Source organism: Serratia sp. Tan611, assembly GCF_905188235.1.
Taxonomy (GTDB): domain Bacteria; phylum Pseudomonadota; class Gammaproteobacteria; order Enterobacterales; family Enterobacteriaceae; genus Serratia_B; species Serratia_B rhizosphaerae.
The window spans coordinates 109,029-133,607 of record NZ_LR994655.1 but is presented as its reverse complement, the minus strand read 5'-3'; the positions used below and the strand labels follow the sequence as shown (position 1 = coordinate 133,607).

The following is a 24,579-nucleotide window of genomic DNA, read 5'->3' as shown; positions in this document are numbered from 1 at the left end:
GTTAATCCCGATCTTCCGGCGCCAGACGACGACGGCTGTAGGCTTTCAGAGCGCGCCACAGCATCAGCGCCAGGATCACCACCACAATCACCGCCAGCACCGCCAGCAGCACCGGATGGGTCGACAGCGCATGCCAGATGCGCTCCCACCACGGCAGGTGGCCGACGTAATAAATATCGCCCACGCGCAGGCTGTTGACGCCGGACTCACGGATCACCGCCACCGAACCGAACATCGCGGCGCGCTTGCCGCTGTCCAGCAGCGCGTTGTTCAGCAGTTCATAGCCGCGCGGGCTGTCGGCCAGCAGCGCCACCATACTGCGCTGCTTATCAAACGGCGACTGCACGCCGATAATCGCCGACATCGCCCCTTCCGAACGTACGCTGGTTTTACTGTCGGCCTGCGCATCTTCCGCCTGCACGTCCGCCATCGGCAGCGTCGGCTGGCGACGCGGCTGTTTCACCCAGCTCTGCGTTGCATCCACCAGCAGGCTGACTTTTTTATCGTCACGCAACTCCGGCGGGATAGCGCCGATCAGCAGCAGATCGCTGTCCGCCTGTTTGGCCTGTCCCCAGTCGTCGCTCAGTTTGACCGCCAGCGCCGGGTAGCCGGTTTGCGCGCCGATATTACCCAGCGCGTTCAGCATGGCGCTGACCTGCGCCGGCTGCTGCTGTTTATTCACCAGCACCAGCGTCTGCGACAGATCCGCCAGGCGGCTGAACGGGAACGAAGCGTTGGCGAAGGCGCGCAGATCCGGCATCGCCATAAAGTGGCGGTAGCCGGAGAAGTCGATGGTCGAATTGCCGTCAATGACCGCGTGGTTTTGCGTAAAGGAGTAAGTCTCACAGCGCCCTTCCGCACCGCTGGCCAGCAGCGTGGTGTAATCAAAATCGAAGCGCAGCTGGTTGATCGCCCCCAGCCGCAGCGCCGGGATATTGACGTTCTTATCCGAGTCGATCAGCCCCTGCGTCAACGGCAGACGCAGCAACTGCGAACCTTGTTCATGCTCCGGCAGCAGTGAATACGCCTGCATAAACTGGTTATTCAGGCTGACGTTCAGCCGCGAACCGTCCTGAATACGCGGCGGGGTATAGCGATATTTCAGGCGCATATCGATGCCGGTGCTGCGGATCAGATACAGATCCGGCGGCAGGTTCATGGTCAACGAAATCGGGCCGGGCTGAATGCCGCTGGTTTGCAGCTGCTCGGCATACTGCTGCAGTTCGGTGAAGGTCATCGGCCGGTCGGTGCGCACCCAGTTCGGCGCGTCGTACGGCTGCCGCGGCTGCAGCTGTTCCACCTTGTCCACCAACACGTTCTGGCCGCGGAACAGAATATTGCCCTGGGCGATACCCTTCACCGCCGTTACCAGATCGTTGTCATCGCGGCCCTGAATCAGCAGCAGCTTGACGTAAGGATTATCCGGATGGCTGATCATCTCCACCGTCGGGCCTTTCACCGCCGGGTAATCGCGCAGGAAATCCGGCCGCCGATCGTTGGTGGCGAACACCACCGCGTGGCGTTCAGGCAGCTGATTAAACAGCGTCGGGAAGGACTGCCCGCGCCACTGCGCCTTGCTGCCGAACCAGGAAGCCAGAATACCGGCGGCGCGCTGCTGGGTGATATCCGGCTGGCCGGCAAACACCATCGGCAGCGTCAGCGGACGGTTGTCGCGGCTGTCGAAGAATGGCTCCGGGAAGTGCGACAGCTCATTTTTCAGCGGCAGCGTCTGGTAACGCAGCTTCAGAGAACTGCCCTTGCCGACGTCGAGCCACAGCGCGCTGCTGGCCGGGTTTTCACAGATGTTCTGATAGTGGCCGACAAAAACCAGCTTCACGCGGTTAAAATCGGTGATATAGCGCGGATCGATCGCCATCTGGACACGATTGGGCTTACCCAACTGCTCTTTGGTCAGGGTGGTGACGCCCATCAGTTCGTCGTTAAGGTACACTTTGACGTGCGATTCTACCGGGATCAGCGCCGGCGACGGGGTAAACTCCAGGTCCAGCATCGCCTGCGACACCACCTCGTCGCTGCGCACGCCGAACTCAATCTGCCCGTCAGGATGGGTGCCGCGCAGGGTAAAAGTGCCCGGCGGCGGCGCAATCTGCGCAAACGGCAGCTGTACGTCGCGCACCGGCGCGTTCGGATCCTGCGGCGCAGCCGGGTTGAGCGGCGCGACAAGCGGCGCATCGGCGTTCGCCGGCGGCGTCACCTCCGGCGCGGTGGCGGGTGAGGCCTGCGACAACGTACTGATGCCTAAGGCCAGCGCGGTTAACCAGGTAATTTTTCTCGTCATCGTATCATCATCAAAGTTAGCGCCGGCGCGGAAGCCCGCCGGCTGTTGTTACACGGCCTACACCACGGTTTCTTTCTGGCTGAACGTCGCGCTGCGCCCGACGCCGTGCGGGATAAACGACAGCAGCCAGCTCAGCAGCGACATCGCGCCGACCAGCACGCCGCGCACCAGCGGCGGCGCATAGTCCGCCATCCGCAGATAGCCGCGGAAGCCCAGCGCCAGCACGTCCCGCAGGCTGTCAATCGGCTTGTCTTCAGGGAAGCCGTCCTGCCACAGCGCCCAGGTATCGGCGCGGGCAAACGTGCACTGAATAAAATCAATGTGCTGGCGGGTGGTCAGCGCCACCATGCGCAGCCCGATCTTGGCGCCGAAGGCGCGCGTCACCACGCAGGGGAAGCTGTATTCCTGCCGGCCGCGTTTGAGCAGCAGCCCGACCTTGTCGCCCTCTTGCAGCCGATCCGGCAGGCGCATTTCCACCCCGACGCCGCCGTCAGAGTAATCGCGCAGCGTGCAGGGATACAGGTGGCCGTCTTCGCACGACAGCGCGGCCGGCATGGCGATCTCCACCCGGTGCGACTGACGCACCTGTTTGGCTTCCACCGCCACCGCTACCGCCCCGCCGAGAATGGTCATGTTGTACAGCACCCACACCAGGCTGACGATCACCGTCATGATTTCATCCGCCGGGCCGTACATCATGCGCCAGACGCCGAAGCACAGGCCGGCCAGATTCAGCAGCACCAGCACCATATATGGCCGGGTAATCACCCAGTCGACGTGTTCCTCTTCCACCAGGCCGCCCTTGGCGGTGACGTTAAACTTACCCTTGTGCGGGTTGAGCAGCGCCACGGTGGTCGGCCGGGCGATATACCACGCCAGCACCGTTTCGTAGATTTCGCTCCAGAACGAGTGGCGGTATTTGCCCTGAATGCGCGAGTTGGTCAGGCTGGAGTGGATCATATGCGGCAGCACGTACAGCGCGATGGCCAGCGCCGGGGCGAAGATGATATAGGCGTGCAGCAGCAGAAATGCCAGCGGCGCGGTCAGGAAGATCAGCCGCGGGATGCCCGACAAGAAGTGCAGCATGGCGTTGGCGTAGCACAGTCGCTGCGCCAGCTTCAGCCCCTTGCCGAACAGCGGGTTGTCCAGCCGGAAGATTTGCACCATGCCGCGCGCCCAGCGGATGCGCTGACCGATATGCGCCGACAGGCTCTCGGTCGCCAGCCCGGCCGCCTGCGGAATGCGGATATAGGCCGAGGTGTAGCCCAGACGGTGCAGGCGCAGCGAGGTATGCGCGTCTTCCGTGACGGTTTCCACCGCGATACCGCCAATTTCATCCAGCGCCGAACGCCGTAAAATAGCGCAGGAACCGCAGAAGAAGGTGGCGTCCCACATATCGTTGCCGTCCTGCACCAGCCCGTAGAACAACGTGCCTTCGTTCGGCGTCTGGCGGAAGCGGCCCAGGTTGCGCTCAAACGGATCCGGCGAGAAGAAGTGGTGCGGCGTCTGCAGCATCGCCAGCTTGCGGTCTTTAAAGAACCAGCCCATGGTCAGCTGCAGGAAAGAGCGCGTCGGCACGTGGTCACAGTCGAAGATCGCCACGAATTCGCCGCTGGCGTGCTGCAGCGCGTGGTTGATATTACCGGCCTTGGCGTGCTCGTGCGTGGCGCGCGCAATATACTTCACCCCCACCTCTTCGGCGAAAGCGCGGAACTCCGGGCGGTTGCCGTCGTCCAGAATAAAGATATTCAGCTTGTCGCGCGGCCAGTCGATGCCCAGCGCGGCATAGATAGTCGGTTTCACCACGCTGAGATCTTCGTTATAGGTCGGCACCATCAGATCGACCGTCGGCCACTGGCGGCTGTCCGGCGGCATCTCAACCGGCTGACGGTTCAGCGGCCACACGGTCTGGAAATAGCCCAGCACCAGCACCACCCAGGCGTAGGTTTCCGCCACCAGCAGCAACAGGCCGCAGATCAGGCTGAGCGGGTCATCCCAGTTCAGCGTGGCGGTATAGCGCCACCACAGATAGCGGCAGGAGACGGTCAGCGACAGCACGATCAGCATCAGCGCCGGCAGACGCCCCGGCACCCGCCGCACCACCAGCGCAATGCCCCACAGCAGCAGCACAAACACAAACTGCGCGGACAGATCGAACGGCTGGGAGATGCACAGCAGCGCCAGGATCGCCGCCAGCACGCCGGCAAAGATAAACAGGATACGGCGCAGATGGCGGTTCATCCGCCCCAGGCGCGCCGTGGTCTGCTGCTCGACGCCGGCGTCCGCCAGCCGGTGCGGCAAACGCTGCATCCAGTTGAGGTAGCGCAGGCGCAGCGTGCGCCAGCCGCTGAAGGTAAAACGTGTGCGCGACCCGCGCCCGCTGCGAAACAGCAGCAGCCACAGCGCCTGCAGCAGATAGCGCAGCGCGTCGGCCGGACGCGGCCGGGTAGAGGAAAGATGCGGGAACCAGTAAGTCCGGCCGGCGCGAATGCGCTGCCAGGACGGTGATTCAAAGCGCAGCATCGCCCAGCCGCAGGCGACCAGCAGCGTGGTCAGCAGGGCGGTCAGCGCTGACGAACCGTTGCGCCGGTAGCCGCGATAGCGCGTCTGCACCGCCTGATAGACCGGCGGCATCAGCAGCAGATGCATCACCCGGCTCATGCAGCGCTGTCCTGCAGATGCAGCAGGCACCAGTTGGCCAGCGTCAGAATTTCATCCGCCGCCAGGCTCTCCGGGCGGTATTCCCCCAGCGGCTGTTTCATCGCCGGCGCCTCCGCCAGCGCCTCATCGCGATGCACCATCACCGGCAGCAGGTTATGCAGACTTTGCAGCCACAGCTGGTGCAGATCCTGCTGCAGCTGGCTGTGCGGATTGTAATGATTAATCAGAAAATGGCCGTGCTCCGGCAACGGCTGCTGATGCAGGCGCGCATGGCAGTTGGCGTCCGGCGTCAGCAGCACAAACGCCCGGTCGGCGGCGTCGAGCGCCTGCCGTGCCGGCGCATCGTCACCCGCCGGGACGTCCAGCAGGATCCAGCGATAGCGCCCGGCGTCCTGCAGCTGACGGATCTTTTCCCGCCACGGCGTCGGGCTTTGCTGCAGATTTCGGCGTTCCGCATCGCTCAGCCGGCCAAACGGCAGAAAGTCGAGGTTTTCGCTATAGCGCATCGCCCCTTGTCGCCAGTCGCCGTCGTCCAGCTCCGCGCGCGCCCAGCCGCGCGCCAGCGCGAACGGCGTGTTGAAATGCAGGCGCAGTAAATTATCCGCCGAACAGTCGATCGCCAGCACCGATTCACCCAGTTGCTGAAATGCCCAGGCCAACGCCGCCGTGACCGACGTCGTTCCTATTCCGCCCCGCATCCCCTGCAGCGCAATTACCGGCATAAATTAGTGACTCCCTGATTCTTTGGACAATTCATCCAGCAGCGGCCAACGCGTCATCATTTGCATTAAACGTTCCTGCTGCAAAATATCGATATAACGTAATGGGGGTAAGGAGAAAGCGTGACGCAGCGCCTGCAGGTCATCCGGCGTTTCTGACGATAAATCCGCATCGGAGCGTATTAATTGATTATCCATCCTGCGGTCTCTGAAAATAGGCTAATATTACATAACTATAGCAATGATATGGAAAGAAACGCCCAATAAGATAAATCCCGTCGGATATTATTACTCAGGTGGCGAATTTGTTATTATTGATGACAATGTTACAATCGTTTATTAATTTAATCCAGTTGCCAGTTATTGACCCGCGACGCTTTCAACGAAAGTAGAAAAACCTATGGCGCACTCTTTCTCATTAGGAATACGACAGATTTGGGAAGAACTTTCTGTCATGCAGTCCCCTGGATTTTATTGGATTAACTGCGACCGCCAAACCGACGCCAACCTGCTTTGCCGTCAAATCATCGCCGCGCAATCCGCAGACAGCCGCGGCGCCTTGATCTGCAGCGGCGACAAACCCGACGCACTGTTAAGCGAACTGGCTGCGCCGGCGCTGCACAAGCTGCCGTTGTATACCCTGCCGGAAAAAAAAGCCGCCCTGCTCAGCCTCAGCGACGATCTGACCCGCGCCCTGAAGCCACACAACCGTCTGCTGATCCTGCTGGCCCACGCCAGCCTGTGGCAAACCTTCACCCGTGAAGAGCTCCACGCCTGGCTGCGCGAGCTGGGTCACTGGCTGCGCCGCCGGCAGTGCACCCTGGTGGTGCTCAGCCATGGCAACGGCGTCAATAAACTGCGCGGCCAGCTGGCGGCACAGCATCGCGCGCTGGACGGGCTGGCCAGCCTGCTGTGGCAGCAGGACAGCGCGCAGTACCTGGTGAACTGGTGGGGCACGGCAAACGGCGTCAACGCCAATCAACTGCTGACGCTGTACGCCGCGCAGCAGGGCTGGCAGGGGGAAGACGACCAGAAACCCGCCCCCAGCGCCGCACGCAACGACGACCATATCTACCTGGCGGAACAGCGCGTGCTGGAAGGCGCGCCGCCGCTGTCCGCCAACTGGCAACTGCTGGAAAACAACGCCCAACTGGCGCAGCAGGGCATGCTGATGCTGTCTGCCACGCTGGTGTTCGCCCTGTACCACAGCGAAGAGATCGATACGCTGGCGCAGCAGATCCACAGCCTGCGCCGGCAGCGCGGCAACGGTCTGAAAATCGTGGTGCGTGAAATGCGCGCCAGCCTGCGCTACAGCGACGAACGCCTGCTGCTGGCCTGCGGCGCCAACCTGATTGTGCCGCACGTCGCGCCGCTGTCGCGCTTTCTCACCATGCTGGAGGGCATCCAGGGGCAGCGCTTCTCACGCCACGTGCCGGCAGATATCGACGTGCTGCTGTCCGGCCTGCGCCCGCTGCAGCTGAAAGGCTATCTGCGCCCTGAGGCGTTTACGGCGGCGGTGCGCTCGCTGATGGGTAATACCCTGCTGCCGGAAGACGGCAAAGGCGTGATGGTGGCGCTGCGTCCGGCGCCGGGGCTGCGCGCCGAACAGGCGATGACGCTGTGCCAGCTGCGCCGTTTCGGCGACGTGATGACCGTGGCGCAGGGACGGCTGCTGCTGTTTCTCTCCACCTGCCGCATCAACGATCTGGACACCGCGCTGCGGCACATCCTGCGCCTGCCGGTGGAGGAGGCGTTCAGCAACCGCGTAGTATGGTATCAGGACGTCGATATCAACTCGGAAATCAAGCGTATGGCGCAGGGCGTCGCTACCCCCGCCGCCCGGCAGGAAACGCCGATCGCTGCCAAAACGGCGGAGAAAAACGCGGACGCCGCGCCGCCCGTGCGCCGTCAGCCGGTGGCCATCACCCTGCCCGTCGCTCAGGAGAAACAGGCATGATCAATCTGGACGACATCGTACAGCTGGTGCTGCTGTGCGCGATTATCTTTCTCCCGCTGGGCTATGGACTGCACCGCCGCTTCCCCCACGGCTGGCGCAATATAAAAAACCGTTTTCTTTCACCGCGTTATCTGCAGTCGGCCGGACTGTGGTCGCGCGATGGTTCCACCTCTCAGACTAAGCGTAAGAAACCGCAATGAACGATAAAAACACGACGCACACCACGCACGCGCTGTGGCGCTACTGGCGCGGTCTCGGCGGCTGGAACTACTATTTTCTGATTAAATTCGGTCTGCTGTGGTTCGGATATCTGAACTTCCACCCGCTGGCCAACCTGGTATTTATGGCTTTCCTGCTGATGCCGCTCCCTTCGCTGCGGCTGCACCGCTGGCGCCACTGGCTGGCGATCCCGATAGGTTTCGCGCTGTTCTATCACGACACCTGGCTACCGGGTATCAGCAGCATTCTCAGCCAGGGCTCGCAGCTCACCGGCTTCAGCGCCGACTACCTGCTGGAACTGGTAACACGCTTTATCAACTGGCAAATGGTCGGCGCGGCTTTTGTGGCGCTGATCGGCTACCTGTTCCTGTCGCAGTGGATCCGCGTGACGGTGTTTACCGTCGCGGCGCTGGTCTGGCTCAACCTGCTGGCCATCGGCGGCCCGGCGTTTTCCCTGCTGCCATCCGCCCCCAGCACCGCGGCGACGCCGGGGCCTGCCGCTACGCCGGCGTCCGCTGACGATACCGCCAACGGCCAGCTGCCCGCCGCCAGCGGGCCGCCCACCAGCGCTAATCTGACGGCCTACCTCGATCGGTTCTATCAGCAGGAGAAAAAGCGCGCCACCGCCTTCCCGGCGTCGCTGCCGGCCGATGCCCAGCCGTTCGACCTGCTGGTGATCAATATCTGCTCGCTGGCCTGGTCGGATATTGAGGCCTCCGGGCTGCAGAACCACCCGCTGTGGGCCAAAATGGACATCATGTTCGACAACTTCAACTCGGCGACCGCCTACAGCGGCCCGGCGTCGATTCGCCTGCTGCGCGCCAGCTGCGGCCAGACGTCGCACCGCGACCTGTACCAGCCGGTGAACCAGCAGTGCTACCTGTTTGATAACCTGGCGAAACTGGGCTTCAAAGAGCAACTGATGATGGACCACTCCGGCGTGTTCGGCAATTACCTGAAAGAGCTGCGCGAGGAAGGTGATATGCAGGCGCCGTTGATGTCGCAGAACGGCATCGGCAATGAGCTGGCCTCGTTTGACGGCGAACCGATTTACAACGATCTGCAGTTGCTGAGCCGCTGGCTGGAACAGCAGAAAAACGGCGGCGAAGCGCGCACCGCGACCTTCTTCAACCTGATTCCGCTGCACGACGGCAACCGCTTCGTCGGTTCGAAAAAGACCGCCGACTATGCGCCGCGGGCGCAGCAGCTGTTCGACCAGTTGAACACCTTCCTCGACCAGTTGGAGAAGTCCGGCCGTAAAGTCATGGTGGTCATCGTGCCGGAGCACGGCGCGGCGCTGGTCGGCGACAAAATGCAGATGTCCGGCCTGCGCGATATCCCCAGCCCGAGCATCACCCATATTCCGGTCGGCATTAAGCTGGTCGGCATGACAGCGGCGCACCCGGGCAGCCCGCTGCAGGTGAAAACACCAAGCAGCTATCTGGCAATTTCCGAACTGGTGGCGCGCCTGGTGGACGGCAAAGCCTTTAGCGCCGACCAGGTGGACTGGCAGACGCTGACTCAGGGGCTGCCGCAGACCGCGCCAATCTCTGAGAATGATAATGCGGTGGTGATGCAATATCAGGGTAAAACCTATATTCGCCTTAACGGCGGCGACTGGGTGCCCTACCCGCAATAGCAAGGATGGCAAAGAGAAAACGGGCGCATAAAATATGCGCCCGTTTTATTTGAATCATGTCAAAATCGAGACTAGGAACATTCTGAATACAAATACTATTCTTGTTTTTAACCGCGGTAAAAAAATAATTACCCTGCTAGTCACTCTGCATACTTTCGCCATTTTATGACATAAAAAGGCGACGCTATTTAACCTTTCCGACATCAGGAAAAATGGCCGTATTCCTTATCCGCTCGTCGCCGGCGACCTTATTTCTGCCTGGCTGAATAACAGGGGCCGCCGCTACGGCCCCTGCTCCCCTGCGGGTTATCCGCGCTCCTCATCCTGATCGACGGCAAAACACGCCACCATCTGCTCGCCATACTGGCGCAGCTGCGGCTGGCGCTGCGTACAGGCGCCGAACGCCCGGCGGCAGCGGGCGTTGAACGCACAGCCCGGCGGCGGGTTCATCGGGCTGGGCAGCTCGCCGCTCAGCTTGATGCGCTCCCGACGCATATCCGGGTTCAGGCGCGGTGTCGCCGACAGCAGCGCCTGAGTGTACGGATGGCGCGGATTGTTGAAAATGGCGTCCTTACTGCCCTTCTCCACGCAGCGCCCCAGATACATCACCATCACCTCGTCGGCGATATGCTCCACCACCGACAGGTCGTGCGAAATAAACACGTAGGACAGCCCCAGCTCCTGCTGCAGGTCCATCATCAGGTTAAGCACCTGCGCCCGCACCGACACGTCAAGCGCGGAGACCGGCTCATCGGCGATCACCACGTCCGGATTCAGCATCAGCCCGCGGGCGATGGCGATACGCTGCCGCTGGCCGCCGGAGAACATATGCGGATAGCGGTCGTAATGCTCGGTTTTCAGCCCGACTTTGGCCATCATCGCCAGCGCCTTCTCCCGCCGCTCGGCGGCGCTGAGCGAGGTGTTGATCAGCAGCGGCTCCTCAAGGATCTGCCCGACCTTCTTGCGCGGGTTGAGCGATCCGTAGGGGTTCTGGAACACGATCTGGATCTTCTGCCGGCGCAGCTTTTCCGCCGTGACGTCCGGCTTCAGCAGATCCTGCCCCTGATAGTACAGCTCGCCGTCGGTCGGCGTCTCAATCATGGTCAGCAGGCGGCCCAGCGTGGACTTGCCGCAGCCGGATTCCCCCACCACCGCCAGCGTCTTGCCGCGCTCCAGGGTGAAAGAGACGCCATCCAGCGCTTTCACCAGCCGCTCCGGCGCAAACAGGCCTTTCTTCACCGGGTAATACTTCTTCAGCCCGGTGGCCTGCAGTAAAGGTTGATTCTGGCTCATACGGTCGGCCTCCCCGCATCATCCAGCGGTGTGTGACATTTAACCTGACGGCCGGGAATGCTGCGCAGTTCCGGCTCCTCATTGCGGCAGCGCTCGGTGGCGTACGGGCAGCGCGGGTTGAGCAGACAGCCGCCCGGGCGGTCATACTTGCCCGGCACCACGCCCGGCAGCGACGCCAGGCGCGCCTTGTCGGCGGCAAACTCCGGCAGCGCGCGCAGCAGCGCCTGGGTATACGGATGGCGCGGCGCGCGGAAGATTTCCGACGCCTTGCCGGACTCCACCACCTGGCCGGCGTACATCACGATAATGTGCTGCGCCGCTTCCGACACCAGCGCCAGGTCGTGGGTAATCAGCACCAGCGCCATGTTTTCACGCTGCTGCAGCTCCAGCAGCAGCTCGATGATCTGCGCCTGGATGGTGACATCCAGCGCGGTGGTCGGCTCATCGGCAATCAGCAGCTTGGGCCGGCAGGCGATCGCCATGGCGATCATCACGCGCTGGCTCATACCGCCGGACAGCTGATGCGGGTAGACGTCCAGCCGCGACGCCGGGTCGGGAATCCCCACCTGCGTCAGCAGATCGACCGCGCGCTGACGCCGGGTGCGGCGGCTGCCGCCCTGGTGCACCTTCAGCGCTTCCATAATCTGAAAACCGACGGTGTAGCACGGGTTCAGACTGGTCATCGGGTCCTGGAAAATCATCGCCACTTCGGCGCCCACCAGCTGGCGGCGCTCTTTCTCTGACAGTTTCTGCAAATCCTGGCCGTTGAACGCCAGGTTATCGGCCATCACCCGGCCGGGATAATCAATCAGCCCCATAATCGCCAGCGAACTGACGGACTTGCCGGAGCCGGATTCGCCGACAATGCCCACTACCTGCCCCTGCTCCACGCTGTAGCTGATGCGATCAACCGCGCGGAACGGCGCGCCTTCGTCACCAAAGTGCACCGAAAGCTTATCTACATTTAATAACGCCATGATCCATTCCTCAGTTACTGCTTGAGTTTGGGGTCGAGAGCATCGCGCAAACCGTCCCCCATCAGGTTAAACGCCAGCACCGTCAGCAGAATCGCCAGCCCCGGGAAGGTCACCACCCACCAGGCGCTTTGCGCGAACTGCAGTACGTCGGAGAGCATCGTGCCCCATTCCGGCGTCGGCGGCTGTGCGCCCATACCGAGGAAACCCAGCGCGGCCATATCGAGAATGGCATTGGAAAAACCGAGCGACGCCTGCACGATCAGCGGCGCCAGACAGTTAGGCAGAATATTGACAAACATCTGGCGCAGCGCCCCGGCGCCCGCCACCCGTGAGGCGGTGACGTAGTCGCGGTTGACCTCCACCAGCACCGCCGCGCGGGTGAGGCGCACGTAGTGCGGCAGGGCGACAAAGGTCAGCGCCAGTGACGCATTGACGATCGACGGCCCGAATACCGCCACCAGCACCAGCGCCAGCAGCAGGCTCGGCAGCGCCAACATGATATCGACGACGCGCATGATGACGGCGTCCACCACGCCGCCGCAGTAGCCGGCCAGCAGGCCGAACACCACGCCCATAATCAACGACAGCGCCACCACCAGACAGCCGACCAGCAGCGACAGGCGTGCGCCGAACATCAGGCGCGACAGCACGTCGCGACCCACGTCGTCGGTGCCGAGAATAAACTGCCAACTGCCGCCCTCCTGCCAGACCGGCGGTTTGAGCAGCGCGTCGCGGAACTGTTCCGCCGGCGCATGCGGCGCCAGGAAACCGGCGCCCAGCGCGATAACCAGCATAATGATGATATAGACCAGGCCGACCACGGCCCCTTTATTGCGCTTGAAGTAGTGCCAAAACTCCTGCAGCGGCGTCATGGGCTTCGGCGCGCCGGTGGCTACCGGCTCAGTTACTTGAGTCATTACGGCGCCCCTTATTTCTTGTGACGAATACGTGGGTTAACCACGCCGTAGAGCACGTCTACCAGCAGGTTAACCAGGATGATCATACAGGCGACCAGCAGCACCCCACCCTGCACCACCGGGTAGTCGCGCCGCTGCAGCGCTTCAATCAGCCAGCGGCCAAGGCCCGGCCAGGAGAAGATGGTTTCGGTCAGAATGGCGCCCGCCAGCAGCGTGCCGACCTGCAGACCAATCACCGTCACCACCGGCAGCAGCGCGTTGCGCAGCGCATGCACCACAATCACCCGCATACGGCTGACGCCCTTGGCGCGCGCGGTGCGGATATAGTCCTCCCCCAGCACTTCCAGCATCGACGAACGGGTCATACGCACGATCACCGCCAGCGGAATGGTGCCCAGCACTACCGCCGGCAAAATCATATGCATCACCGCATCGACAAAATCGCCGGGCTCGCCCCAGAACAGGGTGTCGATCAGCATAAAGCCGGTCAGCGGCAGAGTATCGTCAAGGAACACCGTATCGCTGATCCTGCCGGAGACCGGCGTCAGGTTCAGCTGCACCGATACCAGCATGATCAACATCATGCCCCACCAGAAAATCGGCATCGAATAGCCGGTCAGCGAGATGCCCACCGCGGTATGGTCAAAAATCGATCCCCGCCTCACCGCCGCCAGCACGCCGACCGGAATGCCCACCAGCACGGCGAATATCATCGCGCAGATGCCCAGCTCCAGCGTCGCCTTAAAGCGCGGCACGAACTCGTCCCAGACGGAAATACGGCTCTTGAGGGACGTACCCAAGTCGCCCTGCAGCACATTGGATACGTAAGTGAAATATTGCTGATACAGCGGCTTGTCCAGCCCCATTTCCGCCATGATCTGCGCATGGCGCTCTGCGGAGATCCCGCGCTCCCCGGCCATGATCGTCACCGGATCGCCGGGGATCATGTGCACAAAGACAAAAGTCAGCAAAGTAATGCCGATAAACGTTGGGATAACTAACCCCAAACGTCGGAGTATGAACTGCAACATATCCCGAACTCTCTGTATAGGCGCCCGACAGCTCATCGTCCGCCGGGCTTATTAAGCTCACATCTTCTGAAAAGATCCTGGCGGGGACGGGCAGCCGCAGGCGCAACGCGTTGTGCCTGCGGCTGATGCGCCATCCCCGGCTTGTCAGGGCCGGGTAAACCCGGCCCGGTTAAGCATTAATCCAGGGATACGTTCTCGAAGTGATGTTTACCCAGCGGATCCACCACGTAGCCTTTGACTTCCTTACGCACAGGCTCGTAAACGGTGGAGTGGGCGATGATCAGCGCCGGCGCCTGGTCGTGCATCACCACCTGCGCCTGCTTGTAGAGTTCGATGCGCTTGTTATGGTCAGAGGCGGCGCGCGCCGGCTGAATCAGCGCTTCGAACGACTTGTCGCACCAGCGTGAATAGTTGGAACCGTCCTTCGCCGCCGCGCAGCTGAACAGCGTGGCGAAGAAGTTATCCGGATCCCCGTTGTCGCCGGTCCAGCCCATCATCACCGTCTGGTGCTCGCCGTCTTTGGCGCGCTTGAGGTATTCACCCCACTCATAGGAAACGATTTTGGCCTTGACGCCGATCTTCGCCCAGTCGGACTGAATCATCTCCGCCATACGGCGGGCGTTCGGGTTGTACGGACGCTGTACCGGCATCGCCCACAGGTCGATGGTGAAGCCTTCCGCCATGCCGGCCTCTTTCAGCAGCGCCTTCGCTTTTTCAGGGTCGTAGGCGTAATCCTTCACCGCGTCGTTGTAGCCCCACATGGTCGGCGGGATCAGGTTTTTCGCCGCCTGACCGGCGCCCTGATAGACCGCATCGATAATGGCCTGCTTGTTGACCGCCATGGTCAGCGCCTGACGCACCTTCACATTATCCAGCGGTTTTTTCTCGACGTTAAACGACACATAGCCGACGTTCAGCCCCGGCTGTTCCATCAGGTTGATCGTTTTGTCCTGCTTCATACGCGCCAAGTCGGCCGGGTTCGGATACGGCATCACCTGACATTCGTTTTTCTGCAGCTTGGCGTAACGCACGGAGGCATCCGGGGTGATGGAGAACACCAGACGGTCGATCTTCGGCTTGGTGCCCCAATAGCCGTCAAACGCTTTATACAGGATGCGCGAGTCTTTCTGGTACTGCAGCAGCTGGAACGGACCGGTGCCGACCGGGTTGAGGTCCACTTTTTCCGGCGTGCCGGCTTTCATCATGTTGTCCGCATATTCCGCCGACAGAATTGAGGCGAAATCCATGCCCAAATCGGCCAGGAACGGCGCTTCCGGACGGGTCAGCACAAAGCGCACGGTGTGATCGTCCACCTTCTCCACCTTGGCGATCAAATCCTGCATGCCCATGCCCTGGAAGTACTCATAGCTGCCGCCGGAGACCTTGTGGTACGGGTGTTTGGGATCCTGCTGGCGTTCGAAGGAGTAGACCACGTCGTCGGCGTTGAAATCGCGCGTCGGCTTAAAGATTTTGCTGCTTTGCCACTTCACGCCTTTACGCAGGTGGAAGGTGTAGGTTTTGCCGTCTTCACTGACGTCCCATTTTTCGGCCAGGCTCGGCTCGATTTCGGTGGTGCCGAGCTTGAACTCCACCAGACGGTTATAGATTGGCACCGAGCTGGCATCATAGGTGGTGCCGGAGGTGAACAGCTGCGGGTTAAAACCTTCCGGCGAACCTTCAGAACAGTAAACCAGCGTTTTCGCCTGTACGCTGGCGGCGACGGTCAGCGCCACCAGTCCTATACCGAATTTCAGCATCCCCGATTTGGTCAAGGAACTCGTCATCGTTAGTGCTCCATTTGTGATGTGATGTGTGTATACCCGTCACGTTTCCGCTGGCCGGTGCGGCGGCGGCCCTTACCCGGCCCACTGCCAAGGCAGTGCGCCGTTCTGGGGTGCCGCTTTCCTGCAGCATGAAATCGTGGGGGTTAATGTCCGCCAGACCTGTATTTTTTTATTGCGCGGTCTGTGCGGCGGCCAGGGTCAGAAATGAGCCGGATGGAACGCATCCGGAAATAGGCGTTTAAGCGGGTGGTCGCCACTCAAACAGCTCTCGCTCTAACCCCTAAGGCTATCAAGTTGCCAACTGTTGAGGGTGGCGTCAATATAACCAGTGGGGTTTTACGCAGACTGTGAGAAACAGCAAACAAACATAAAAAAAACCATTTGTTAACATATACAGCATTAAACTTATGCTATGTGACAATTTTTCAGTGTGATTCCCTGAGTAACAAAAATTAACCAGCGTTAAACTCCGAGAAAAAACTAAAAAAGTTTGTTGTTAAATGCTGAAAATCTGAACGGTTATTTTTACGATTGGCTGCAAAAGCAGAACGAAATGCTGACGAATACCCCGAAAGAGTGAGTCCGATGCGCGCTTTTTTCGCGCCGCTCGGCAACTATCTGCGCGCAGGGAAAAAAGTGGGGGGAGCCTGTGGCGGCGTATCTCCATCCTCACGGCCACGGTATGGCCGATCGACAGACGAAAAAAAACCTGCTTTAAAAAGCAGGTTTTTCGAATGGTGGTCGGCGAGAGAGGATTCGAACCTCCGACCCACTGGTCCCAAACCAGTTGCGCTACCAAGCTGCGCTACTCGCCGATGCGGGGCGCATCTTACTGCTGGCGCACAGGGGCGTCAATCACTTTTTCGCCCCGCCGTTGCAAACGGCGATAAAAGCGCCGAATCTGCCAAAAAAGCAGCGACGGCGCCCGGTCGGTCAGGTTACGGCTTGGCGACCGCGCCGGCAGCCGGCGCCGATGGAGCAGGCGTCGCCTTGGCCGATACCGGTGCCGCATTAGGGTTGTTGCACCAGTTATTCTTGGCGACGATACCGCCGTCCGGCGAGGTATAGCCCAGGCAGCCGAGAATGGTGTCAAACAGCTCGACGTGACGGTGGGATTTGCCCACCCGCTGCTGCGCCTGCAGACGCTCAAACGCGCTGCGGTTATGGTCGTCCGCCAGATATTTGTCCGAGGCCCAGACGATCATCGGCACGCGGAACTGCTCCGGCGGCGCCATCTCACGCGGCGTGCCGTGCAGGTGCGAGTTCTCGCCGATCGATTCGCCATGATCGGCAGCGTAGAACACGATGGCTTTCTTATCGCGCACCTGGTCAATCACCTTATCGATAAAGCTGTCGGTATACAGCACGGTGTTGTCATAGGCGTTGATCAGTTGATCTTTGGAACAGAAATCATCCACCCCCATGCACTCCGGCTGATAGCGCGCATAGCTGCGCGGATAGCGCTGCGAGTACAGGTAGTGCGAGCCTTTGGTATGCAGCACCACCAGGTGCTTGCCCTTCGGATAGCGCGCCAGCGACTCTTTCATCTCATCCACCAGCAGCATATCGTCGACCGATTTACCGTCATTGCGCTTCTCGGAGGCGATCATCTCGCGGAAGGAGTAGTTATTCACGTCGGTGTTGTTGTAGAACCATACCTCGCTCTGCATGGCGAACAGCTCGGAGGTAAAGCCCAGTTCTTTCAGCACCGCAAAAATATTCTGCTCTTTCAGTGTGCGCTGCGGGTTGTCCGAGGTGCCGCCTTCGCGCACAAACATGCAGCGCAGCGACAGCTTGGTCGAGGTATCGCAGGACTCGCCGCGGAACGCCACCAGGTTTTTCTCTTTCGACAGCTTCGGCGTGGTGTCACGCTCATAGCCCAGCATGCCCATATGGTCCCAGCGGGTGGTTTCGCCGATGATAAACACCACATAGGTATCATCGAGGCCGTCCGGCGCCACGTAGGTAAAGTGCTGCGCCGGGTCGAACATATTGGCGGCGTCCTGGCTTTCATCGTAGCGGGTATAGGCAAACAGCCCCAGCGCCGACAGCCAGTTGGACGGCAGGTAAGAGTGCGCCACCACGCCGCCATAGCTCGGCAGGTCGATATTGGTGATTTTCTCCTGCGCGGTCTGCTCTTTATCCAGCGTGCGCAGCGGCAGCCACACCAGCGCAACCACCGCCAGCAGCACCAGCAGCGGCTTCAGCCGCCGGCCCGGCGTTTTCAGCTGTTCAATCAGCGTATCACGCAGGTCGTTGCGCCAGATCAGCAGCAGCGGCAGCGCACTGACCACCAGCATCCACACCACAAAGTGCATGCCGACCACTTCTCTCGACAGATCGATATCCGTGGTCATCACCGACACGATAATGCCGTAGCCGATCACCACGTTGAAGAAGGTCATGTAATAGCTGGCCGCCACCGAGATCAATACCAGCAGCGAGGCGACGATGCGGTAAAACAACCGGCCGCCCAGCGATATCAGACGCATGATAAAGAAGGTGAACAGAACGATAGCAACAACTTCCGTTATTGCGGAAACAACCTTAATCCCCTGAATGCCGTGCGCAAATGAATCAAAACGACGATAAAAAACGGAAAGGTTTAAAAAGATGCCGATATAGATCGCTAACAATAACGATAAATTCTGCTGTGATAGCGATTTAACTTTGTTCATGCAACGCGGTAACTCCGGGGGACTTTTAAACTGTTCTGAAACCATTCAGACACTCAATGCGTCGGCAGGTTCAGCCGATCGACAATAAGCCCTATTTTTTAGTCGAGAATCAGGATGATTCTTAAGCAATGGGCGTGTTGCCGCTTCAGGACGCGGGGCGAGGCAGGAGAAAAAACAAAAAATGGAGGGTTTCCCCTCCATTGATCAGCGCTCGAACGCGTTATTTCACGTTTAATATAACATCAATATTGCCACGGGTGGCATTGGAATATGGGCAAACCACGTGCGCTTTCTGCACCAGATCTTCCGCCACGCTGCGCTCAACCCCCGGCAGACTGATATCCAACTGCACTTCAATGCCGAAACCGTTCGGGATTTCTCCGATGCCCACCGTGCCCTCAATGGCGGCATCGGCAGGAATTTTGACCTTTTCCTTCGCCGCGACGAACTTCAGCGCGCCGAGAAAACAGGCGGAATACCCTGCGGCAAACAGCTGTTCCGGGTTGGTGACCTCGCCGCCGGCGCCGCCCATCTCTTTCGGCACGCCCAGTTTCACGTCCAGTACGCCGTCAGATGAGGTAGCACGACCATCACGGCCGCCGGTGGCTTTTGCATGAGCGCGGTACACAACTTTTTCAATAGACATCTTTGCTTCCTTTTTTCGAGTGGGCCAACAGGCGTCGCCCGTCATAGATGCCGCGGCGCCAGATGAGCTCGCGATTAAATCGCACACTATATACTTAACAGACTCATTTTCAGTTTAGCGCACGATCGACGATCGTGCGTGCTGCCCGCCACCCGGCGTTACACCTGTCCGAGCAGGTTGCCGCGCAGCGTTTCCAGCTGCTGCTTCAGGCTCTGTACGTCCTCCAGGCTACAGGCAGAAGCACACATCACCGCTTCCGGCACCGACTGCGCCTTGGCGCGCAGCGCACGGCCGGCGTCGGTCAGCGCAATAATCACCTGCCGCTCGTCGGCGGCGGCACGATAGCGCACCAACAGCCCGGCGGCCTCCAGACGTTTCAGCAGCGGCGTCAGCGTGGCGGAGTCCAGAAACAGCCGCTCGCCAATATCGGATACGGTGATCTCATCCCGCTCCCACAGCACCAGCATCACCAGATATTGCGGATAGGTCAGCTCCAGCTGGCTGAGCAGTTTGCGATACACCTTATGCAGCGCCAGGTTGGCCGAGTAGAGCGCGAAACACATCTGTTGATCGAGCTGCAGCGCGTTTTTTTCGTTGAATGTATTGTTATCTTTCATTGTTTAAACATATATAGCACACGATAAAATAGCAAGCTAACACCCGACGATTGTGCTATTTTTTTATTTACAGGAACGCATTTGCGTGCCACAGGACGGGAGGGAACAGCCATGAGCGCAACGCTGGTAGAACGTGCGCGCCGCTATGCCACCAAGGCGCATGCGGCCATCGATCAACGCCGTAAATACACCAATGATCCCTATATTGTGCATCCGCAGGCGGTGATGGAGCTGGTCCGCAGCGTTCCCCATACCGACGAAATGCTGGCGGCGGCCTGGCTGCACGACACGGTGGAAGACACGCCAACCACGCTGGCCGACCTGGAAAGCCGCTTTGGCCCGCAGGTGGCGGAACTGGTCGGCATGCTGACCAACGTCAGCACGCCCGGCAGCGGCAACCGTTACCAGCGTAAGAATGACGACCGACGCCACAGCGCGCAGGCCTCACCGCAGGCAAAAACCATCAAGCTGGCGGATTTGATCGACAACACCCGCTCGCTGCTGACCTACGACAGCCACTTCGCCCGCACCTATCTGATTGAAAAACAGCGCCTGCTGGAAGTCCTGACCGAAGGGGATCGCCAACTCTGGCAGCAGGCCCACCATATCGTCGAACAGGGGCTGGCGGCGCTGCTGCTGCCTCCGCACAGCGTACCCGCCAGTTGGTTTGAGCATGCGCGTCAGCGCTACCGCGACAGTGAACGCGCATCCGCCTGAGCGCCGGACAACACCCGCCAATAGATAAGCTTAACTAACTAAATAATCTGCCACCAGGCGTGCGCTGCCGGCGGTGGCGGAGAAATAACCGGGTGAAAACTCGGTATTTATATCCATACCCTGACGTAAAATAGCGTTATTTTCAGCCGTCTGTATGTAAAATATTTTACATCAGCGCGTTACCTATCCCTTCAGCGGTCTTACCAACAATAACCATCAGAATTATTAATATTATTCTGGACAAAAATACTTCATGGGATTATTACTGGACCAGCGTAATTTGCTTTAGGGATTAAAAGCCATGACGTTGCGTAATGAGATAGGACGTATCCTGATTACCGGCGCCGGAGGCCGGGTGGCCACCGTCTATCGACGGGCTATCGCCGGACGCCATGCGCTGCGGCTGGCGGAGCGCGATACCGCCCTCCTGACCGATATCGGCGCGCATGATGAAATCATCGCCTGCGACATCCGCGATCTGCAGGCCTGCCGCCGCGCCTGCGACGGCATCGACACCGTGCTGCACCTGGCCGCCGACCCCTCGCCCGACGCCGATTTTTGCGGCTCGCTCAAAGACAACAATATCCTCGGCACCTTTAATATCTTCCGCGCCGCCAAAGACGCCGGCTGCCGGCGCGTGGTGTTCGCCAGCAGCGCGCAGGCGGTGGAAGGCTATCCGCTGGATTATCAGGTGCGGCCGGACGACGCGCCGCGACCGAAAAACCTGTACGGTGCCAGCAAGGCGTTCGGCGAAGGCATCGCCGCCTATTTTGCCTATCAGGAGGGATTATCCGCGCTGTCGGTGCGTCTCGCCAACTTCTGCACGCTGGAGCCGGGCCAGCAGGTCAGCGCCCGCGATATGAGCGCCTTCCTCAGCCACCGCGACGCTGCCGACCTGCTGGACCGCTGTATTCGCGTCGACGGTGTGCATTATGCGGTAGTGCACGGCATCTCCGACAACCGCTACAAACGGCTGTCGCTGGAGGAAACCTCCCGCCTGCTGGATTATCACCCGCAGGATGATGCTTTCCGTTTATTGGGGTTTGTCTGAGCGTTGCTCAGATCGGCGAGCGGCGCAACGCGCGTAAATGGCTGGCGATGCCCCAGTACTGCAGCGTCAGCCCCTGACTGCCGGCTTCAACAATCGAATAGCTGCCGCTCAGATGGCCGTACTTGCTGGTTTCTTCTTTGGGGTTGGCGCCCTGTAACTGCCAGATCAGCGCCTGAATGGCATGGCCGTGCGTCACCACCCCGGCGGTGCCGCAGGAGCCGGCGGGGAAACTGCGGAAAAAAGACATCAGCCGCTGTACCACCTGCAGCGCCGACTCGCCCTGCGGCGCAGTCGCCGTCGGTTCGCCGGCAAAAATACGGGCGAAACCGCTTGGGTCGCTGGAGATGGCCTGATGGTAGGATTGGCCCTGATAACAGCCGAAATGTTGTTCATAGAGGCGCTCATCGCTGCGCACAACGCACTTGCAGTGCGCCGCCAGCGCCTGCGCGGTGGTCATTGCCCGGCCGGAAGGAGAACTGAAAATCTGCGTCAGCGTGGTGTCTTTCAGCGCCGCCATCAGTGCTGCGATCTGGCGATAGCCATCGGCCGTCACCGGGCTGTCATGCTGTCCCTGAATGATCCCTTCGCGACTTCCCTGTGATTCTGCATGCCTGATGACGATAAAGCGCATAGCTCCCCCTCCGTGATGAAGGTTAACTATAGTTCATCGTGATAAAAGTGCTGGCTCACATATCACCAAATGTTTTACAAGCGGTAAATCACGGCAACGGCGGCGGCCACAACGGCCGCTATCACGTTATCAGGCTACTGATAAATATGGCGTTCCATCACCGTCATGGTGAACACCAGCACATCCGCGCCCTGATTGCGGTAGGCGTGCGGCACATCGGTTTTGGCGACGGCGGAGCTGCCCGCCGGCACCGTCAGCGACACATCGCCGACCTGCACGGTCAGACTACCGCTTTCAACATGCAGCAGTTCCGTGGTGCCTGCCGGATGCCCCTCTGAGGCAAAATCTTCACCGGGCTGCATGTCCCAGCGCCAAAGCTCCAGCATATCCGGGCCGCTGGTGCCGGCCAGCAGCCGGGCGCTGCCGCCCTGCGGTCCGTGCCACAGCGTGGGAATGTCCTGCTGTGAGATCAGGTGCGCCTGCGGTTTACTGGCGACATCGACAATATCGGCGACGGACAGCCCCATCGCGGCGGCGATTTTGCACAAAATGGCGATGCTGGGGTTAGCCTGCGCTTTCTCCACCTCCACCAGCATGCCTTTGCTGATGCCGGCGCGGCGCGACAGTTCGTCGAGCGACAGCTTCTGCTGACGGCGAAACTCCCGGATACGCCCGGCGACGGCGGCGCTTACCGAGACGACATCGGCCCCCGCTTCGGTCGTTTTATTGACTTTTTTGGTCATTGGTCGCTAGTATGCAATAAATTGGTCATTACAGGATTATTCTATGCCTAGCGTCACCCCGTCAATCGATCCGCAGATTACCCGCCTTGCGCCAGCCTTCCGGGCGCTGAGCATTCTGGTGGAACCCGTGCCGGTACGCCACCCTGACGTCGGGGAAACCGCGCTGCAGCAGGCCTGCCAGGCGGTGATGGCCGGCGAGCCGACGTGGGCGGACGCGCATCTGGCGGCCTGGGATAACGTGTTCAAGGCATTCGGCGCCAAACCCAAACGCACCCCCTGTTCGGCACTGGCGCTGCGCAAACGCGTACAGCGCGACGGCATGATGCCCGCCATCGACCCGGTGGTGGATCTCTACAACGCGGTCAGCCTGCGCTATGCGGTGCCGGTCGGCGGCGAGAACCTGGCCGCCTACGCCGGTCAGCCGCGGCTGGTCATCGCCGACGGCACAGAGCTGTTCGACACCATCAAAGAGGGGCAGCCGGCCCACGAAGCGCCGGAAGCGGGGGAAGTGGTATGGCGTGATGATACCGGCGTCACCTGCCGGCGCTGGAACTGGCGTCAGGGCGTCAGAACCCGCCTGAGCGTGGAAAGCCCGCTGATGTGGTTTATCCTCGAAAGCCTGCCGGAGATGCCGCTCGAGGCGCTGCAGCAGGCCGGCGACGCGCTGATCCAGGGACTGGAGGCGATGATGCCCGGCGCGGCAGTCCAGCGGCAGTTGATCGGGCCGGGAGCGTAGTCAAGCATCCCCTCTCTGGCGCTGCTACACTTTTGTGGCGCCGAGATATTTTTCAATGAGAGGGAACGCCGCATGCCTTACCGACAATCAGCCAACAGCAATAAATGGTTCGGAAAACTGGCCGGAGTGCTGCTCGGCATCGCCGCCTGCCTGCCGGCCCTTGCCAACGCCGCCCCGATAACGCTGACGCCGGACAGGCAAGACGCCTTTCGCTCCGCGTTTTATCAGGCCTACAGCGACAGCATGGAAAAAGGCGGCTGGACCAACGTCATCAAGGAAGGGCGAAAACCCAAATTACACATCGTCGATTGCGCCAACGATCTGTGCGTGGTCAATCTGATTGTCGACGCCGGGTTTGATGAGCAGCCGTATCTGGTGCATATCGGGGCCAACGAGACGTTTTCAGGCATGACGGCCGTGCGCTATTACGGCAGGGCGCTCGGCAAGGCCGCTTTCGTCACGGTTAACAACCGGCCTGCGATTTATGTCACCTCCAAAACGCATATGGGCACCCAGGCCGAGCAGCTGTTTGCCGTTGACGGCGAAAAAGTCGGCAAGATGCTGGCGCTGCGCACTTTCTCCGGGGGAAAAACCGAAAACGAGCAAGGCGATCGGCACGCCTTGCAGCGGGCGGCGACGTTGAGCCGGCAAACTGTACCGCCGGTGGTTTTTTGATGTCGCGACAAGGTTAACGCACTGGCTGACGCTGCCCTCTTGCTGCTGTTTTTACCAGTCAGGACCTCGTTGTTCTTCGCCGACACCAGGTTCACATCCCGCGCCGCTTCCAGACTGACGTCCTTGCCCGCCTGCAGCTGGCTGCCCGTCACGTTGACGTCACCCTCTTTGGCGCGGATGGTCAGGTTATCGCCCGCCGTCAGGCTGCTGCCCTGCGCGCTGCTCTGTCCGCTGTGCTGCACGGACTTGGAAGACTGGCTGCCGTAAGACAGGCTGATCCCCACCGAATTATTGTTCGACGGATCGTCACCCTTCGCCGCATCCATCCGCCCGGCCTGCACCGCCGCATTCAGCGCAACTCATTGATATGGCTTCGCAAGCCTAAGTCAGAACCCGCCACACCCCAAGCCCGCAGACATATTATCGGCTATCGCCCCAACGGTGGCAGACCCAATCCCCCCCCGCAGCTCACCCTCACCGGTAAATGGCTGGAGCCGCTGGGCTTTACCACCGGCCAGAAGATAGAGGTGCTTGCCGCACCGGGGCAGCTGATCGCCCGGCTGGCTGAAGAGACATAACCGACTGACCA

The 24,579-nt window shown here is 60.5% G+C and carries 22 protein-coding genes, 1 tRNA gene and 1 pseudogene; 8 read left to right on the top strand and 16 right to left on the bottom strand.

The window, feature by feature from the left end; genetic code table 11:
- Position 1 precedes the first annotated feature (1 nt).
- From bcsB to bcsR, 4 genes are read right to left on the bottom strand one after another with little or no spacing between them, the layout of a single operon-like run.
- The gene (bcsB, locus tag TAN611_RS00535; protein WP_203067090.1) at positions 2–2,299 is read right to left on the bottom strand and encodes a cellulose biosynthesis cyclic di-GMP-binding regulatory protein BcsB; all 2,298 of its coding nucleotides are present in this window, start codon (positions 2,297–2,299) and stop codon (positions 2–4) included.
- Between the two features lie 57 nt (positions 2,300–2,356).
- Positions 2,357–4,960 carry a UDP-forming cellulose synthase catalytic subunit gene (gene bcsA, locus TAN611_RS00530; RefSeq protein ID WP_197950262.1) on the bottom strand — a complete coding sequence of 868 codons (2,604 nt, stop codon included), beginning with the start codon at positions 4,958–4,960 and terminating at the stop codon, positions 2,357–2,359.
- Positions 4,957–5,682, bottom strand: coding sequence for a cellulose biosynthesis protein BcsQ (gene bcsQ / locus TAN611_RS00525; RefSeq protein ID WP_105229310.1), 726 nt, complete (start codon positions 5,680–5,682; stop codon positions 4,957–4,959). Before bcsQ ends, bcsA begins: the two co-directional genes overlap by 4 nt.
- 3 nt (positions 5,683–5,685) lie before the next feature.
- Positions 5,686–5,877 carry a cellulose biosynthesis protein BcsR gene (gene bcsR / locus TAN611_RS00520; protein ID WP_105229309.1) on the bottom strand — a complete coding sequence of 64 codons (192 nt, stop codon included), beginning with the start codon at positions 5,875–5,877 and terminating at the stop codon, positions 5,686–5,688.
- A gap of 202 nt (positions 5,878–6,079) precedes the next feature.
- On the opposite strand from bcsR, the gene bcsE reads away from it, so the two are divergent.
- The 3 genes from bcsE to bcsG are packed head-to-tail and all read left to right on the top strand — an operon-like array spanning position 6,080 to position 9,494.
- Positions 6,080–7,636 carry a cellulose biosynthesis protein BcsE gene (gene bcsE, locus TAN611_RS00515; RefSeq protein WP_105229308.1) on the top strand — a complete coding sequence of 519 codons (1,557 nt, stop codon included), beginning with the start codon at positions 6,080–6,082 and terminating at the stop codon, positions 7,634–7,636.
- A complete protein-coding gene (gene bcsF / locus TAN611_RS00510) occupies positions 7,633–7,836 on the top strand; it encodes a cellulose biosynthesis protein BcsF (protein WP_105229307.1) in 204 nt (67 codons plus the stop codon). Before bcsE ends, bcsF begins: the two co-directional genes overlap by 4 nt.
- A complete protein-coding gene (bcsG, locus tag TAN611_RS00505; protein ID WP_111736200.1) occupies positions 7,833–9,494 on the top strand; it encodes a cellulose biosynthesis protein BcsG in 1,662 nt (553 codons plus the stop codon). The genes bcsF and bcsG overlap by 4 nt, the downstream gene beginning before the upstream one ends.
- Positions 9,495–9,800: 306 nt before the next feature.
- Here the strand turns inward: bcsG and dppF are convergent, their stop codons facing one another.
- The 9 genes from dppF to TAN611_RS00460 all read right to left on the bottom strand — a co-directional run bounded on the left by dppF (position 9,801) and on the right by TAN611_RS00460 (position 19,437).
- Positions 9,801–10,787: a dipeptide ABC transporter ATP-binding subunit DppF gene (dppF, locus tag TAN611_RS00500; RefSeq protein ID WP_105229305.1), complete on the bottom strand. Its 987-nt coding sequence runs from the start codon at positions 10,785–10,787 to the stop codon at positions 9,801–9,803.
- Complete coding sequence (gene dppD / locus TAN611_RS00495) at positions 10,784–11,764, bottom strand: dipeptide ABC transporter ATP-binding protein (protein WP_105229304.1); 981 nt, start codon at positions 11,762–11,764, stop codon at positions 10,784–10,786. Before dppD ends, dppF begins: the two co-directional genes overlap by 4 nt.
- 14 nt (positions 11,765–11,778) lie before the next feature.
- Entirely contained in the window at positions 11,779–12,681 is a 903-nt protein-coding gene (gene dppC / locus TAN611_RS00490) for a dipeptide ABC transporter permease DppC (protein ID WP_111736199.1), read from the bottom strand.
- 11 nt (positions 12,682–12,692) lie between these two features.
- Positions 12,693–13,712, bottom strand: coding sequence for a dipeptide ABC transporter permease DppB (dppB, locus tag TAN611_RS00485; protein ID WP_105229302.1), 1,020 nt, complete (start codon positions 13,710–13,712; stop codon positions 12,693–12,695).
- A gap of 176 nt (positions 13,713–13,888) precedes the next feature.
- Positions 13,889–15,496 carry a dipeptide ABC transporter periplasmic-binding protein DppA gene (gene dppA, locus TAN611_RS00480; RefSeq protein WP_105229301.1) on the bottom strand — a complete coding sequence of 536 codons (1,608 nt, stop codon included), beginning with the start codon at positions 15,494–15,496 and terminating at the stop codon, positions 13,889–13,891.
- Between the two features lie 738 nt (positions 15,497–16,234).
- Positions 16,235–16,311, bottom strand: a tRNA-Pro gene (locus tag TAN611_RS00475).
- A gap of 123 nt (positions 16,312–16,434) precedes the next feature.
- Positions 16,435–18,174, bottom strand: coding sequence for a kdo(2)-lipid A phosphoethanolamine 7''-transferase (gene eptB, locus TAN611_RS00470; protein ID WP_105229300.1), 1,740 nt, complete (start codon positions 18,172–18,174; stop codon positions 16,435–16,437).
- Positions 18,175–18,394: 220 nt separating this feature from the next.
- Positions 18,395–18,820 (bottom strand): organic hydroperoxide resistance protein, encoded by a 426-nt coding sequence (locus TAN611_RS00465; protein WP_105229299.1) that lies wholly within the window; start codon positions 18,818–18,820, stop codon positions 18,395–18,397.
- A 158-nt stretch (positions 18,821–18,978) separates the two neighbouring features.
- Positions 18,979–19,437, bottom strand: coding sequence for a MarR family winged helix-turn-helix transcriptional regulator (locus tag TAN611_RS00460; protein WP_105229298.1), 459 nt, complete (start codon positions 19,435–19,437; stop codon positions 18,979–18,981).
- 111 nt (positions 19,438–19,548) lie between these two features.
- Here TAN611_RS00460 and TAN611_RS00455 point away from each other — a divergent pair, with 111 nt between their 5' ends.
- Both TAN611_RS00455 and TAN611_RS00450 read left to right on the top strand, forming a co-directional pair.
- Entirely contained in the window at positions 19,549–20,154 is a 606-nt protein-coding gene (locus TAN611_RS00455) for an HD domain-containing protein (RefSeq protein WP_105229297.1), read from the top strand.
- Between the two features lie 301 nt (positions 20,155–20,455).
- Positions 20,456–21,205, top strand: coding sequence for an NAD(P)-dependent oxidoreductase (locus TAN611_RS00450; RefSeq protein ID WP_105229296.1), 750 nt, complete (start codon positions 20,456–20,458; stop codon positions 21,203–21,205).
- 7 nt (positions 21,206–21,212) lie between these two features.
- Here TAN611_RS00450 and TAN611_RS00445 read toward each other — a convergent pair whose 3' ends face one another.
- Positions 21,213–21,836 carry a histidine phosphatase family protein gene (locus TAN611_RS00445; protein ID WP_203067089.1) on the bottom strand — a complete coding sequence of 208 codons (624 nt, stop codon included), beginning with the start codon at positions 21,834–21,836 and terminating at the stop codon, positions 21,213–21,215.
- A 134-nt stretch (positions 21,837–21,970) separates the two neighbouring features.
- Entirely contained in the window at positions 21,971–22,579 is a 609-nt protein-coding gene (locus TAN611_RS00440; protein ID WP_105229294.1) for a helix-turn-helix domain-containing protein, read from the bottom strand.
- Positions 22,580–22,622: 43 nt separating this feature from the next.
- Here TAN611_RS00440 and TAN611_RS00435 point away from each other — a divergent pair, with 43 nt between their 5' ends.
- Together TAN611_RS00435 and TAN611_RS23440 are read left to right on the top strand one after the other, a co-directional pair.
- The gene (locus tag TAN611_RS00435) at positions 22,623–23,315 is read left to right on the top strand and encodes a B3/4 domain-containing protein (protein WP_203067088.1); all 693 of its coding nucleotides are present in this window, start codon (positions 22,623–22,625) and stop codon (positions 23,313–23,315) included.
- A 72-nt stretch (positions 23,316–23,387) separates the two neighbouring features.
- The gene (locus tag TAN611_RS23440; protein WP_238404491.1) at positions 23,388–23,990 is read left to right on the top strand and encodes a hypothetical protein; all 603 of its coding nucleotides are present in this window, start codon (positions 23,388–23,390) and stop codon (positions 23,988–23,990) included.
- A gap of 38 nt (positions 23,991–24,028) precedes the next feature.
- Here TAN611_RS23440 and TAN611_RS23435 read toward each other — a convergent pair.
- Positions 24,029–24,316 (bottom strand): annotated as a pseudogene (locus TAN611_RS23435) (hemagglutinin repeat-containing protein); the annotation flags it as partial.
- 39 nt (positions 24,317–24,355) lie between these two features.
- Here TAN611_RS23435 and TAN611_RS00425 point away from each other — a divergent pair.
- Positions 24,356–24,568, top strand: coding sequence for a SymE family type I addiction module toxin (locus TAN611_RS00425; protein WP_203067739.1), 213 nt, complete (start codon positions 24,356–24,358; stop codon positions 24,566–24,568).
- The last annotated feature ends 11 nt before the right edge of the window (positions 24,569–24,579 follow it).